This is a genomic window from Bradyrhizobium sp. JR4.1 (assembly GCF_040548605.1).
Lineage (GTDB): Bacteria > Pseudomonadota > Alphaproteobacteria > Rhizobiales > Xanthobacteraceae > Bradyrhizobium > Bradyrhizobium canariense.
Genome location: NZ_JBEPRY010000001.1, coordinates 389,589 through 404,352 on the forward strand (window position 1 = coordinate 389,589; position 14,764 = coordinate 404,352).

9 protein-coding genes are annotated in these 14,764 nt (G+C 60.8%); 6 read left to right on the top strand and 3 right to left on the bottom strand.

The genetic code is table 11. From position 1 onward, the window contains the following. Positions 1-76 precede the first annotated feature (76 nt). The 4 genes from ABIB90_RS01980 (at position 77) to ABIB90_RS01995 (ending at position 4,464) form a co-directional block, all read left to right on the top strand. Positions 77-1,018, top strand: a complete 942-nt coding sequence (locus ABIB90_RS01980; protein ID WP_354200042.1) for a DMT family transporter — start codon at positions 77-79, stop codon at positions 1,016-1,018. Positions 1,019-1,111: 93 nt separating this feature from the next. Next, positions 1,112-1,741: a JAB domain-containing protein gene (locus ABIB90_RS01985; RefSeq protein ID WP_354200043.1), complete on the top strand. Its 630-nt coding sequence runs from the start codon at positions 1,112-1,114 to the stop codon at positions 1,739-1,741. Between the two features lie 141 nt (positions 1,742-1,882). After that, positions 1,883-3,124, top strand: a complete 1,242-nt coding sequence (locus ABIB90_RS01990) for a tyrosine-type recombinase/integrase (protein ID WP_354200044.1) — start codon at positions 1,883-1,885, stop codon at positions 3,122-3,124. Continuing rightward, entirely contained in the window at positions 3,121-4,464 is a 1,344-nt protein-coding gene (locus tag ABIB90_RS01995) for a PDDEXK nuclease domain-containing protein (RefSeq protein WP_354200045.1), read from the top strand. Before ABIB90_RS01990 ends, ABIB90_RS01995 begins: the two co-directional genes overlap by 4 nt. A gap of 62 nt (positions 4,465-4,526) precedes the next feature. Here the strand turns inward: ABIB90_RS01995 and ABIB90_RS02000 are convergent, their stop codons facing one another. Genes ABIB90_RS02000 through ABIB90_RS02010 form a run of 3 tightly spaced genes read right to left on the bottom strand, consistent with a single transcriptional unit; the run spans position 4,527 to position 8,684 of the window. After that, the gene (locus ABIB90_RS02000) at positions 4,527-5,078 is read right to left on the bottom strand and encodes a hypothetical protein (protein WP_354200046.1); all 552 of its coding nucleotides are present in this window, start codon (positions 5,076-5,078) and stop codon (positions 4,527-4,529) included. Positions 5,079-5,122: 44 nt separating this feature from the next. Next, complete coding sequence (locus ABIB90_RS02005) at positions 5,123-6,904, bottom strand: ATP-dependent helicase (protein WP_354200047.1); 1,782 nt, start codon at positions 6,902-6,904, stop codon at positions 5,123-5,125. After that, the gene (locus ABIB90_RS02010) at positions 6,897-8,684 is read right to left on the bottom strand and encodes an ATP-dependent nuclease (RefSeq protein ID WP_354200048.1); all 1,788 of its coding nucleotides are present in this window, start codon (positions 8,682-8,684) and stop codon (positions 6,897-6,899) included. Before ABIB90_RS02010 ends, ABIB90_RS02005 begins: the two co-directional genes overlap by 8 nt. A gap of 171 nt (positions 8,685-8,855) precedes the next feature. On the opposite strand from ABIB90_RS02010, the gene ABIB90_RS02015 reads away from it, so the two are divergent. Continuing rightward, positions 8,856-11,438, top strand: coding sequence for a PD-(D/E)XK nuclease family protein (locus ABIB90_RS02015; protein WP_354200049.1), 2,583 nt, complete (start codon positions 8,856-8,858; stop codon positions 11,436-11,438). Then, on the top strand, positions 11,435-14,728 hold the full coding sequence (locus ABIB90_RS02020; RefSeq protein WP_354200050.1) for a UvrD-helicase domain-containing protein: 3,294 nt from the start codon (positions 11,435-11,437) through the stop codon (positions 14,726-14,728). Before ABIB90_RS02015 ends, ABIB90_RS02020 begins: the two co-directional genes overlap by 4 nt. The last annotated feature ends 36 nt before the right edge of the window (positions 14,729-14,764 follow it).

Below are 14,764 nucleotides of genomic sequence, written 5' to 3' on the forward strand. Positions count from 1 at the left end.
GCGATGAGGTCCGAATCCAGCCAGCCTGCGCCGCCGCGCCGGATCATGGTCCCGGTCCATCCCGGAGCAGATTCGCATGAGCCCGCAGGCGCAACACACGACAGAACAAACCACTCTCGCGCTCGATATCGGGCTTCTGCTGCTGCTCTCGCTGATCTGGGGCAGCTCGTTCACGCTGATCAAGGTCGCGGTCCCGACGATCCCGCCCTTCACGATGGTTGCCGCGCGTGTGACGATCGCGGCCATTCTCCTGATTGCGGTCGCTCGCACGCAGGGACACGCCCTTCCCGGCCGTGGATCGGTATGGGCGGCTTTCTTCGTGCAAGGGCTGCTGCAAAGCGCCTTGCCGTTCACCCTGATCAGTTGGGGCGAGATGCATATCGCAAGCGGTCTTGCCGGCGTGCTCAATGCGACCCCGCCGATGTTCGTGCTCGCGATCGCGCTGATGACCCGGCTCGGGCGGCAGACCATGAGTAGCCGGAAGATCATCGGCGTCGCCCTCGGCCTTGCGGGCGTCGCGGTGACCATGGGTGCCGACGCGCTCTCAGGGATCGGCACGACGGCACCGCTGGCGCAGGCGGCCGTGCTGTGCGCGAGCCTCTGCTACGCGCTGGCACCGATATGGGGACAACGCTTCTCGGGCCTGCCCGCAATCGTCACCGCGGCCGGCGCCATGAGTTGCGCCGCAGCGCTGATGCTGCCCGCGGCCACCGCCATCGAACGGCCCTGGACCCTCCCGCCACCGCCCGCGAGCGCGATCGCAGCGGTCATCACGCTCGCGATTGTCTGTACGGCCCTTGCGATGGTGATCTACTTCCGCTTGATCCGCACGCTCGGCCCGCTTGGCACGACCAGTGGGAGCTACCTGCGTGCGGGCTTTGCCGTGGCGCTCGGCACCGTATGGCTCGGCGAGCACTTCAGCTGGTCCAGCCTTGCCGGCATGGCGCTCATTCTCGTCGGCGTCGTGGCGATTACGGTGTCCCCGCCGGCGCACAGCGCCAAGAAGCCGATAGGCTGAGCCACCATCTTCTGGGCCAGCTGTCGGGACCAGCGCGCCGCAGGCGCAATTGACGGTTGCAAAAACGATTACCCGCAGCAATGCTGGCGGCCGATGCCCGCCAAGACCGACCATGACAAGAGCAAGCCGGAGCACGCGCCGCCGCACTATCTCGGCCATCGCGAACGGCTGCGCGAGCGCTTCTACAGCGCGGGTGCGGACGCGCTCAGCGACTACGAGCTGCTGGAGATGGCGCTGTTTCCGGCACTGCCGCGGCGTGACACCAAGCCGCTGGCGAAGTCGCTGATCAAGACCTTTGGCTCGTTTGCCGAGGTCGTGCACGCGCCGGTGTCGCGCCTGCGCGAGGTGGACGGCGTCGGCGAATCCGCGATCCACCAGCTCAAGCTGCTCGCGGCGGCGGCGCACCGCGTCGCCAAGGGCGGGGTCAACAGCCGCAACGCGCTGTCGTCCTGGAACGAGGTGATCGACTATTGCCGCACCAGCATGGCGTTTGCCGAGAAGGAGCAGTTTCGCCTGCTGTTCCTCGACAAGCGCAACCAGCTCATCGCCGACGAGGTGCAGCAGACCGGCACCGTCGATCACACCCCGGTCTATCCGCGCGAGGTGATCAAGCGCGCGCTGGAATTATCCGCGACCGCGCTGATCCTGGTGCACAACCATCCCACTACCCCCATTCGATCACGCTGGATCACGCTCAATACCGGCGAAACATCAATGAAATAGCCGCTTTTTGTGCATTGCGTACAGGGGGCGGCTATGGCAAAATTGGGGGCGGTTAGAGGGGTTGAAAACGGCTTTCCGATCCCAGCAAACGATCCCCGTTTCTCCTCGACCGATCCCAGTTGCGGGACCAGGAGGAACGCCATGCCAAGCCTGACCGACACAGCAATCCGACATGCGCTAAAGCGCGTCGAGATGAGCCAGAAGCAAGAAAACCTCGCCGACGGCGAAGGGCGCGGCACCGGTCGTCTCGTCCTGGTCCTCAAGCCCATGCCGAAGCGCGTCACGGCCGACTGGATGGCGCAGCAGTGGCGCGACGGGAAGCGTACCAAGAAGAAGCTCGGCGCCTACCCGTCAATGTCGCTCGCGCAGGCGCGAGAAATCTTCAAGCGCGACTTCGCTGACGTGATCCAGAAGGGCCGAAGCATCAAAATCGCGACCGACACGCGCCCTGGCACTGTGGCCGATCTTTTCGAGGGCTATGTCGCTTCGCTCAAGGCTGCGGACAAACCCTCCTGGAAAGAAACCGAAAAGGGCCTGAACAAGATTGCGGACACGCTCGGGCGCAACCGCCTCGCCCGCGATATCGAGTCAGAGGAAATCATCGAACTGATCCGACCGATCTACGAACGCGGCGCCAAGTCGATGGCCGACCATGTGCGGTCGTACATGCACGCGGCCTTTAGCTGGGGCATGAAGTCAGACAACGACTATCGGCAGCAATCCGCTCGGCGCTTCCGCATCCCCTTCAATCCGGCGACCGGCATTCCGACCGAACCGAAGGTCAAGGGCACGCGCTGGCTCGATGAGGACGAGTTCGTCCAGCTCTATCGCTGGCTAGAGTGCCCCGATACGCCTGTCCATCCGCCGTATACCCGTGCGGTCCGAATCCTCATGCTGACCGGCCAGCGAGTCGAGGAGATCGCGAGCCTCCACATCGACCAATGGGACGCTCAGGAGAAGATCATCGACTGGTCCACGACCAAGAACGACCAGCCCCATGCCGTTCCGGTGCCGAATCTGGCCGCAGAGTTGATCTCATCCATCAACGTCAACGAATACGGCTGGTTCTTCCCTTCGGCCAAGGATCCGTCGAAGCCCGTCAGCCACGGCACGCTTTATTCGTTCATGTGGCGCCAGCGGGACCGCGGCGTGATCCCCTATGTGACGAACCGCGACCTGCGCCGGACCTTCAAGACTTTGACGGGCAAGGCCGGCATCCCGAAGGAAGTCCGCGACCGCCTGCAAAACCATGCCCTGCAGGACGTCAGCTCGAAGCACTACGACCGCTGGAACTACATGGCCGAGAAACGCGCCGGCATGATGAAATGGGACAAGTTCGTCCGTGCCATGCTTGCCAAGAAGCACGAGAAGATGGCCGCATGAGTTCTACACCATCCAAGCCCCATCGCCGCGTTAAGACTGGTAAGGCGACCGTCGAGATCGACCTGCAGAGCTACTCTGCCTTTGTCGGCGATCTGAAACAGAAAATCGCAGCGGCACGGCACCGGGCCGGCCTTTCGGTCAATCGGGAGCTCGTCCTCCTGTACTGGACCATCGGTCGGGACATTCTCGGCCGACAGGAGCGAGAGGGTTGGGGCGCCAAGGTCATCGATCGGTTGGCGGAGGATCTCGGCCGAGCCTTCCCAGAGATGACCGGACTCTCGGCCCGAAACCTGAAATATATGCGCGCCTTCGCCGAGGCCTGGCCCGACAGCGAATTTGTGCAACAGGTTGTTGCACTATTGCCCTGGGGCCATAACGTCCGCCTTCTTGACGCCGTCAAAGCGTCCGAGGAACGCACCTGGTACGCCCGGCAAGCGATCGGGCACGGCTGGAGCCGTAACGTCCTCGCCCACCAGATCGACAGCAATCTTTTCGCTCGTCAAGGCAGTGCGCTGACCAACTTCTCGCGAACCCTTCCGGCCGAGCAATCCGAGCTCGCTCAGCAAATCCTCAAGGACCCCTATACGTTCGACTTCCTCTCGCTTGGCCCCGAAATGCTGGAGCGCGATCTCGAACGTGGTCTCATCGCGCATCTGCGCTCGCTCATCCTCGAACTCGGCAAGGGCTTCGCCTTCGTCGGCAGCCAATACCACCTCGAGGTCGGCGACCAAGACTACTATCTCGACCTCCTCTTCTATCACCTACGCCTGCGTTGTTTCGTGGTGATCGAATTGAAGATCGAGGACTTCAAACCGGAATTTGCCGGGAAGATGAACTTCTACCTCTCGGCCGTGGACGATCAATTGCGCCACCCCGATGACAAGCCAACCATCGGCATCATCCTGTGTAAGGGGCGCAACGAGGTCATCGTGGAATATGCGCTCCGGGATTCCACCAAGCCGATGGGCGTGGCTCAATATCAGCTCTCCCATGCGCTTCCGCCTCAGCTTGCAGGGGACCTTCCGACGGTGGAGGAGTTTGCACGCGAGTTCCCGCTGATGTCAGTGGTGAAGCTTCGCATTGAGATCGAACGAGCGCTCCGCGACCTCGCCGTGGCAAAGGGCGTCGCGGCGAACCGGCCGGTCGGCATCATGAATATGCTACGGGACCTACAACGGCACGGGATCGCACCGGCCAGCACCCAGGAACTGCTCAGGGCCCTGCGGGTCATGAACGAAGCCTCGCACGGGGTCGACGTCAACGCAGACGCTGCAAAGCAGGCCGTTGACATCGGCACAGTCTTCTTGGCCGAGCTTAGGGAGATAGGAGCCGGTGACTGACACGCTGAGCGATCAGGTACCGAACGTAAGAGGCAAGCCCCCAACGCGCAGTGCGTAACTCTTTAGCGAACCTGTCGTACCGACCGCATGACGCTCTCTGCGGTGCTAAGGCTCAAGCCCATATCAAGGCATAGCTTGAAGAACTCCTCCGGCGCGTCGGAAACATCGAGGTGATGCTCCCTTGTCAGATCCCTAGCAAATTTCCCGATTGGCACGACATCGCTCGATGTCACCCATTCTGGATTACCGACCTTTGCCTCGAATTTCGCGATTACGTCATCGGGAAGTTCAGGACCGAACAAGAAATATCTCAGATACGGAATAAAATGAGGGTGCGTGTAAATCTCGGATCCCGTGCACCCGTTGCGCTCGAATAGTCCTTTTCGAGAAGCCTTGACCCGACCAAAATTGTACCGAGGATCACTCCAATAGTTCAGTCTTTGTAACGGCACCGCCTTGCGCTCGCTCAACGAACCCAAGAGCGCCAGAATGGGCTCTTTGTTGGCGTTGTAAGCCACATGCCCATCAGCATGATCGTGGTGCGAAACGCGAAGATCGATCCTTTGAAGAAGCTCAGCTTCGCTCTCGCTGAGATCAATATGATATTTCTTCACTTTTCCTCTCTTTTTTGGCGCGTGGCCCATCCTGTGAGGCGTTCCTAGTCCCGCTGGCTTCTCTGGTAGAGTTCGAGGACCCACGGCGAGTGGTGGTGCTCCTGATACACTAGGCTGAGGTGCTTCTTCGGCCGCGTCACACCGACGTAGAACAGCCGCCTTGCTTCGCGAAGCCCTGCCGGGGTGCGGCTGTCGCGTTCGCTCGGGATGTCGCTGGCGTTGACACCATACATGATGACGGCGTCGAACTCCCTGCCCTTGGCGCTATGTAGGGTGCTGAGATTTACGCGTCCCGCTCCTTCGACACGCCCCGCGAAGTGAGCGAGTGAAAGATCGAGATCTCGCGTCGGATCTGTGTTGGTGATCATTTCGTCGCAGATGTGCCATTCTACTTCCGAATTTCGGGCAACGTCGCGCCAAGGCGTGACGATTTCTCGATGAAAGCGCTCCAGCCACGCATGCGTTGTCTCCTGCCTCCCGATCGAGGCATTGAGGAATGTCATAAGCTGCGCGGACAAATCCTGATGCTCGCGTTCGCTGGCATGCCGCCCGAATACGAGCGCAATAGCCTGCGACAGAACCCGCGCATAAGGTGGATCAGCGTCTCTCCATCCCCCGGTCACCCAACGAGCACAATCCTCAATGAAGCGCGCGAGGCGCGAGTTTCTTCTGACGAGGGCGTTGGTGTCTGTTCGGACGAAGGGAATATTGGCTTCTTTCAGCGCATGCGCGACCTTGTCGCCGAGCCACGCCGCTCGATAGAGAACCGCGATTTGCCCGAGCTCAAACCCTTGTTCGATGAGCTTTGGGATGATCGTGACGGCAATGGCTTGGGCCTGCGAGTCATGACCATACGGGACGTGCCAAAAGTTCAGATCCCCTTCGGGGGCCCCGTCGACACCGCGGTAATCGCGCTCTTCGCCAAGCGCGCCCAAAGAAGCGCGAATGATCTTTCCGCCCGACCGATAATTGAAGCGCAGCCTGATGGTCCGCACACCGGCGCGCCACGTCAGGCTTTCGAGCAGTTCAGGATTGGCACCGGCAAAGGCATAGATTGACTGGTCGGCATCGCCAACGGCGAAAAGCCGGATTCCCCCCTCAAAACACAAGAGCAGAACGAGTTCATGCAATGCGTGGCCGAGATCCTGATATTCGTCCACAAACAGCACTGGGAACCGTGCGCGGAGAGCCTCACGGATCCAGACATGTTCCCTGATCATGCGGTAGGCGAGAAGCGGCATATCGTCGAAATCAAGCAAGCCCTGTCGGCGCAGTTCCACCTCATAGGCCTCGATGAAAGCCGCCAGTTCGGGATTGCGCCCACGCCACTCGGGCCGCGAGCGATCAACATCGCGCTTGCGCTTCTCGGACGCGAACTCCCACCGCCGGTGGGGGTCGTCGGTGCCGTTGATGGCGTTCCGGTACGCCACCTCCACGGCAGCTCTCGCTTCCAATCGCGTCGCGAGCCTGAAGTTAGGAGGAAGGCCCGTGGGCACGCAGCGGACATAAGGACCGATCACCTGGCTCAGCGCAAAGCCATGCACCGTCCCGATGAAGGCGCGCTCTCCAGGAGTGACGCCGAGGCGGGCAAGACGAGTTTCGAGTTCGATCGCACACTCGTTATTGTAGGTGATACAGGCGACGCCTCGCGGTTCGACCACGTCTTGCGCCAAAACCCGCGCCATAGCCGTCGTCAGGGTTTTGGTCTTCCCACTTCCGGGCCCGGCCAGCACGATACAATGCCCGGTTTCAATGACAGCGGCCGACTGTTCCGGGTTCGCCTGGAGCTCAGCCAGGGCCTGACGAAGCGCGCGATCACTAGACATGCGCAACCAGTCCAACGACCGTGTTGATTGCGCCTTCGATATAAGTAGGTGGCTTGAGACCAACGGCTTTCTTCGAAAGGCGCGCGCCGAGCCTGCCCTTGCCAATATCAGCGATCATTGCAAGCAATTGTGCGGCATCGACTGCCGTACCAGCTCGCCAAGCAGCGATGCGCCGACTGCGCACGGAGCCGAAGTCCTGCTCACTCAGGATATCGAGCAGCGGGTTCAGCAATGTGGGCGTGTTCGCAATAGAGACCTCGAAGGTCTGTTCGTTGAGAAAAATGCTGGATTTTGCAGCGCCCGCGCTGAACGCGGCATGGTCCATTGCTTCCCACGGCGCCAGTTGCGCGGTCGTCAGGAGAGGCTGGCCACGAACCGCAAGCATGTCCTGCCAGAGATCGAGGGTCCGCTTCTTTCCCAGAGGAGGCTTCGTTCCATCGGGAGGGTCCCAGTCGGTGATCACACTGTAAGGAAGCTTCAGTGCTTCAGCGAGCTTCACATAGGGGCGGAAGTTGACCCCGCCGACGTTGCAGACCGAGATCCCGAGCTCGTCCAACGAATGGCCGAGTGATGAGGCGAAGATGGGCAAGAGCGCCTCCTCTGCGTCGCCTTCGATAAAAATGACGCCTCGGGCGAACAGCAACTCGGCGCGTGTCGCATTGAGGTAGGTTTCAAGATCGTCGATCTCGTCCGAAGTTACCGGCAGGTTCGCCAGCGAGAACGCCTGGGTCGAGCCTGCCTGCCTCTTCAACTGCACGATTGATCGCAACGGGGTGACGGCGGCCAAAGTCGGCGAATGGCTGGTGACGATCATGGCCTGCGAGGCGTCGACACTGCCCAGCAGCTTCTTGAAGACAGATCGCTGGAGTTGCGGGTGAAGATGCGCCTCGGGCTCCTCGATGCACAGGAGCGAGAAGTTTCGTTCGTTCTTCTTGCGGCGCCATGAAAATTCCGCGAGCTTCAGAGCGAGCAACGCCACGTTGGCCGATCCCAGACTGGCATCCCCAATGCCACGCTTTCCGTTGTCGATGAACATCGCAATCGCCCTAAACAGGCGCAGCGGGTCGGTTGGCGCAAATCTCAGGCGAGCATCGATGTCATGCGCTTTTCCGGAAAGATGGAGGATGCCCGACCGCAACTCGTCTTCCAGCGTCTTGATCGTCGGAAACGTTTCGAGCGTCTTGGTCGCCTTGTCGAGCTCGGCAGCTACGGCGTCGATGTCCGTGCGGCTGATCCCGGAAACGGCATCCTCGAGCAGAGGGCGCAATGGCGAACTACGCCAGTTCCCCAACTGCCCTTCAGCATCTCGCAAAGCGTCCAGCAATTCGATCGCGATGCGGCGTCGGACCCTACTGGGAAGCGAGCGGGTTTCGTCGCCGCCTCCGAAAACGAAGAACTCACAATCGGCACTGGATTGTGGAGCACCGGTAACCTCGGGCTTCTTGCGGAAGACGTAGCTGAGTTGCGCGATCGTTGGATCATGTGACGCGCGGAAATCAGTCAGAATCGCGGTTAGAGCCATATCCGTCGCGAAATCTGAAAGCTCCAGATGTACCTCGATCGGCGCACTGAAATCAGCCGGCCCTCCATCCCAGAAGTCGGTCAGCTTCAGCTGCCTGGCCGAGTCAGGGAGGGTCGGATCGAGTATGAGCTGGATTGCAAACAGCAGATTGCTTTTTCCGACTCTATTCTGCCCAAGCAACACGACATTGCCAGCTAGCGGAATATCGATAGATTGAAAGTTTCTGAAGTTTCTTATGCTCAACTTGCTTAGACGCATTACACCCCCCAGGATTATATGTCTTTATTAGCCCAACATTTCGGTAGACCGCTAGTCTGAGCAACAAGCAAGACTCGACCGACAATAGCGTAACGTAGGCAAATGATCACTCGCTCCGCCCACATCGTCGACGGTTTGCTCGCTTTACGCAGTGCTCGCGCTACAGCAGCCATGAGCGGTGCCATCGGTCGCGAAATCCTGACGCTCCCCCTTCTCGCCGGTCGCCTTGCCGGCGGGTTTACAACGCCCGCGGGAACCGATGTTCTTTACCCGGCGATTCAGGCAGCACTTGCTGCTGGCGGTTTTCGAGATATTGCCGGCATTGCGGGCTTGCCAGGCATGCCACGGGCGGTCCTTCAATCGCTCGATTCCGTCTGGCGCTCGGACTTGGATTTAGCCTCACTCGCCCACGAAGCCGTGCGGTTCCACGACCTTGCTCTGATTGAGGCGCGAATCCGCGAGAGCCTACCAGCTACCCATCTGCTGCCCCGCGACCTTCGCGACGCCGCCGTCAAACGCGCTGATTACACCCGCACCCTTGTGGGCACCGTCACACTTGCCGGCATCGTCGAGGTTGATCCGGTTTGGCGTCCCCTTCTCAATGCAATCACACGCGTGACCGACCTATCCTGGGATATGCCGGACGGTGTTGAGCAGCCTTGGTTCGGTGGCGCGATCCGCAAGAGCGCATCCCCTGGACCTACACATATTTCCGCCGAAGCGAGCGCAGATCCGAAATCAGAGGTCGTGGAAGCGCTGAGATGGGCTAGGCAACTGCTATCGACGGGCCAGGTCAAGGCACAGGACATCGCAATCGCCGCGACCTCGACGCAAGATTGGGACGATCACTTTCTTGCCTACCCGAGAAGTGCGGCACTGCCGGTCCATTTTTCTCATGGCGTGCCGGCGTTGAGCACCGCGGACGGTCAGACCTGCGCTGCCCTCGCGGATATTCTAGGCAACGGTCTCAGCCAGGAACGCGTCTGGCGGCTGCTCCGGCGCCTTCCGTCGCGGCCGTTCGCCAGCTCACTTCCCGAAGATTGGTTCGCCGGCATTCCGAGAGGGGCTGCGCTACGGACACTTGATCAATGGAGCGAAGCGTTCACCGCGGCCAGGCCACGGCGGGCCACGGCCGAGCTTGCCGAGCAAACTCTTCTACCGATCCTCGATCTCCTCGCCCGCGGACCAGACGCTGGAAGCGAAGCCGGCACGCGGCTGTTGAGCGGCGCCAGCCTGACGATGTGGGAAGAGGCACTGCGAAGCGCCCCGCCGCATGCAATTGTGCTGTCACTCCAATCATTGCGGGTCGCGGATCAACGCGAACCTGCCAACAGCGTTGTCTGGTGTCCGGCATCGCAGTTGGTGTCGTGTCCGCGACCGTTCACACGTCTGCTTGGCTTCACCAGCCGATCCTGGCCACGATCCGACCATGACGATCCCCTCATCCCGCATCATCTGCTCGAGCGCCGCAAGCTGCATCCGGTCAGCACCGCTGAGCGAGACCGTCTTCATTTCGAGATCATAAGGGCGCAAACGCGCGAGCAACTGGTCTTGTCGCGCGCTCAGCGAAACACCAGAGGCAGCCAGCTATCGCCAAGCACCTTATGGCCCGGCGACACGGTCGTCCACAAACGCGACCGCGTGCCAGAACACGCCTTCAGCGAAGCCGACCGGTTGTTGGCGCGCGCCCGCGACGCCGGACAGCTCGCCCATGTGCGGCAGGCTCAGCTCTGCTGGCGAAACTGGCAGTGGCGTGCGGATCTGACCGCGCATGACGGATTGTCGGACGCCAATCATCCAGCGATCGAGGCCGCCCTTGTGCGGGTCCAGTCGACGACCTCATTGCAGCGCTTGCTGCGTGACCCGCTCGGATTCGTTTGGCGATATGCGTTGGGCTGGCGCTCGGCTCGCCAGGAGCCCGAACCGTTGGAGCTCGATCCGACGTCGTTTGGCGAACTGGTACACGAGTTGATCAGCGGTGCGATCTCAGCGCTTGAGCCCGCGCCGGGATTTGCGCGCGCAAGCGCCAACGAAATCGAGGCAGCAATCGAAGGCGCTTCAGCGGCTGTCCTTACCTCATGGCCATTGCAACGGTCGGTCCCGCCGCCGATCCTTTGGCGTCACACGGTGAAGGAAGCGGCGCGCAGGACGGCGAAAGGCCTTGCCTCCGACGATCTGGTACGATCCGACACGCGAAGCTGGACCGAGGTGCCATTCGGCCAAATCAATTTGGTGTCGGAACAAGTGCCCTGGGACGCAACGTCGGCCGTTCCGATCGAGCCGACCGGCTTGATCTTCGGTGGTCGGATGGACCGATTAGATATTCGGGCGACTGGCGACGCCGCAAGGATCACAGATTACAAGAGCATCAAGCCGCCTCCGAAAACTCAACGCATCACCCTTGGACAAGGGCGCGAGCTGCAACGCGTGCTTTACGCAATTGCCGTGCGGACCCTACTGCCTGACGTGAGAACAGTGGTCGCACGTCTGGTCTATCTGGCGGATGACCCGGCAACGTTCGAGCTCAAGGGAGACGAACTCGACGACGCAATCACGCACGCCATCGGCTACCTGTCGGCGGGAACGACAATCTTGCGCAGCGGACGGCTTGCGCCACGCTGGGAAAAAGACGCCTTTTACGACGACATGCATCTTGCGCTCCCAGCGGATCGCGAAAGCTATCTTCGTCGAAAGGCCTCGGAATTCCGCGCAGCCAATCAGCAACTCAACAAGCTCTGGAGCGCCGCGACATGACGCTCGTCGATCAGGATAACCGTTGCCGGGCAATGACAGACTTCTCGTCGATCCTGCTGGTGGAAGCGGCTGCGGGAACCGGGAAGACGTCGCTCATGGCCGGGCGCGTGGCGATGATGCTCGCCGCGGGGCACCGCCCCGAAGAGATCGCCGCAATCACCTTTACCGAGTTAGCGGCAAGCCAACTTGCCGCGCGAATTAGAGAGACCGTCGACCTCCTGCTGATGGGCGTGGTTCCGGCCTTCCTAAAGGCGGTCATTCCGCAGGGGCTGTCCGGCCAGCAGCGAAACGCGCTCATTGCCGCATCCGCGCAACTCGACGAGTTGACTGCGACAACCATCCATGGGTTTTGTCAGGCGATCATTCGCAGCCATGGCGTCCAGGCAGGCCTTGATCCTGGCGCTCGCGTCGCCGACGCGATCGTCGCCGACAATCTGTTCATGGCAGAATTATCAGCGTGGTTCTCACGCCGGCTCGCAACTGACGCCTCAGAAGACGATCCGATCGTTGTCTTGGCGGAGCAAATTCCGCTGCAGGTGGTCGACCTCGTCCGTGAACTTGCATTCCTGAGGCACAAGCACCCCGATGCTGAGCCGATCGCTCCGCCCAGAGATCTGCGACCCGACATCGACTTCGTCCAGGCTGTCGACGACTTCGAGCGATGGAGAGCAAGCGTCGGGGACGAGGCATGGGCGCGAGAAATCGCACAGGAACTCGGGAGGCTGGCGACGCGCTATCAAGGCTGCTTCACCGGCGATCCGGATTTTCGCTCGCTGTGGCAACTCTGCGATCCGCGATCGGGCCGGTTGTTTGGACGGAAGGGATTGCAGCTCAAGACTTATGACGAGGCCGCCCGCGGTTTTGGCGCTCACAAGAATGATGTTGGCAACGATTCAGGGCGGGCGCTGTTCGAAGCGGTCAACGACGCGTGGAGCCAGCTCATTGGCCACATCGCGAGCACGCTCGTCTGTTCGCTATCAAGCTCGCTTGACCAACTTCTGGAGAGCTATCGCGCCCGCAAACGCGCGGCGGCAATTTTGGATTTCGACGATCTGATAGTTCACGTTCAGTCCCTTGTGCGCTCACACGAAGAGGTTCGGCAGGCAATCGGGCGGCGCTATCGGTATATTCTAGTCGACGAATTTCAGGATACGGACCGCATTCAAAGTGAGATTCTGTTCTCGATTGCTGCAATCGCCGAACGCCCAACGCATTGGGAGGCCGCGCGGCTACGCGCTGGAGCGCTTTTCCTCGTCGGCGATCCGAAGCAGGCGATCTATCGCTTTCGCGGTGCCGATATCGAAGCCTACGAGCTTTGCAGCAGGCTGATCCAAGGCCAGGATGGCGGAGCAGTCATCGAAGTCACTGCCAACTTCCGATCGCTTAGCCCGATCATCCATCACGTCAATGCATGCTTCGAACCGGTTTTTGCGAAGCCTTCGCAGCCCCGATATGTCGCTCTTGCTCCAACACTTTCTGACGTGTCGCAGCCCCTGCCCTGCGTAGCACGTTCCACGATCGAGATCCCGACCGCCGAGCGCATTTACGCGGAGATGTTTCGGGAAGCCGAAGCCGAAAGGGTCGCGGATATCTGCGCAGCGTTGATCGGAAACCTACCAATTCTGCGGGCCGACAACACGCACACGCCCCTGAAGGCCGGTGACATCGCGCTTCTATCACCCGGTCATACGGAGCTCTGGCGTTATGAACGAGCCCTCGAACAGCGGGGCCTCGCGGTTTCATCGCAAGCTGGCCAGACCTTAATGCGACGGCAGGAAACGCAGGATGTCCTGGCACTTGTGAGGGTGCTGGCAGATTCGTCGGATACGTTCGCCTTCGGCGCTTTCATGCGCGGTCCGCTGGTTGGGCTGAGCGAGCAGGAGCTGCTCGACATTACTACAGCCCTCTCCGCAGATGGGACGGCTCAGACCTTCTTTACTGTGCGCACAGATCCCGACTTGGTGCAGCATCCGCTGGCCAAGGAAATTCTCATACTGCTGCAGAGCCTGCGGCGCAAAGCGACCCTTGTCACCCCGAGCCTGATCCTCGCTGAGGCCATCGAGCGCCTGAACGCCCGCGTCATCATCGCGGCGCGGCATGGCAACCGGAACGCGCGGGCCCTCGCCAACCTAGATGCGCTGATCGAGAAAGCGCGCAGCTACGGAGTTGCCGGCCTGCGCGCATTCGTCCGCGATCTCCAATCTGACTGGGAGCGCAAGGCCAGAGCACCGGAGGGACGCATCGACGCCGCGGAGCATGCGGTCGAGATTGTCACAATCCACAGTGCAAAAGGGTTGGAATGGCCAGTGGTCATTCCGATCAATTCGACGACCGAGCTCTATCGGCCGGAACAGTTCGTTCATAGGCAATCCGACAACAGCCTGCATTGGATGATCGGTGGCGTCGCGCCCCCGGGGCTGGCTGCGGCGCGCGCGGCAGAAAGCCTCGAGGATGCAAATCAGCGCGAGAGAATCTGGTACGTGGCGAGCACACGGGCGCGAAACCTTCTCATCCTTCCTCATATCCCCCAGGCGTCAAAGGATTCGTGGTTCAGCTCCGTGAATCTTCGTCAGCTTGAAGTCCCAGAGCTGGATCTTTCTTCATTCATGCTATTGGCAAACCGTTCGGGCGCCTCTCAACCGAATGAACAGTCGGCTGAAATTTTTGCAACGGAACAGCGTTCCGTCGAGGACAGTTCGCCGCCTCTAGTCTGGCGTCGACCGAGCGAACATGACGGTGATCGTCTTGGCGATTCTCTCGACGGAGTAATCGCCTTAGAGAGCCAGGCGGAGCGTTTCGAAATTGCAGGCGCTGGCGCTCGCCGCGGCGTGATCCTGCATAAGCTTATGGAGGAACTCCTGACGGGCGAGCTCGCGGATGAACTGGCGGCGAGCGTCGCGCGCGCCCGCTTCCTGCTCGATCAGCTAACGCCTAGCGCAGAGGATGATCGAACGCGGCCAGATCCTAACGAAATGGCGGCGGCTGCGCTTCGTGCGTTTGCTTTGCCCGAAATTTCTAAACTGCGGCCTCATCTCGTACCTGAGATTCCGGTCTGGGCGATTGATGGGCACGTTCTTGTCGCGGGGCGCGCCGATGCTTTGGCCATCAGCGACCAGGGTGTCGACGCCGCAATTGACTGGAAATCGGATGTCAAACCGACACTCGCCGTTCGCAAGGCACACGCGCAACAGCTGCTCGACTATCTGTCGGCGGCCCATGCCAATCGGGGCGCGGTTGTCTACCTCACCAGCGGAGAGATTGTCTGGGTCGGAAATGAAACCGACAAGTAACTGATGCCGCAGCCCACGGTCGCCGAGCAAGCACGC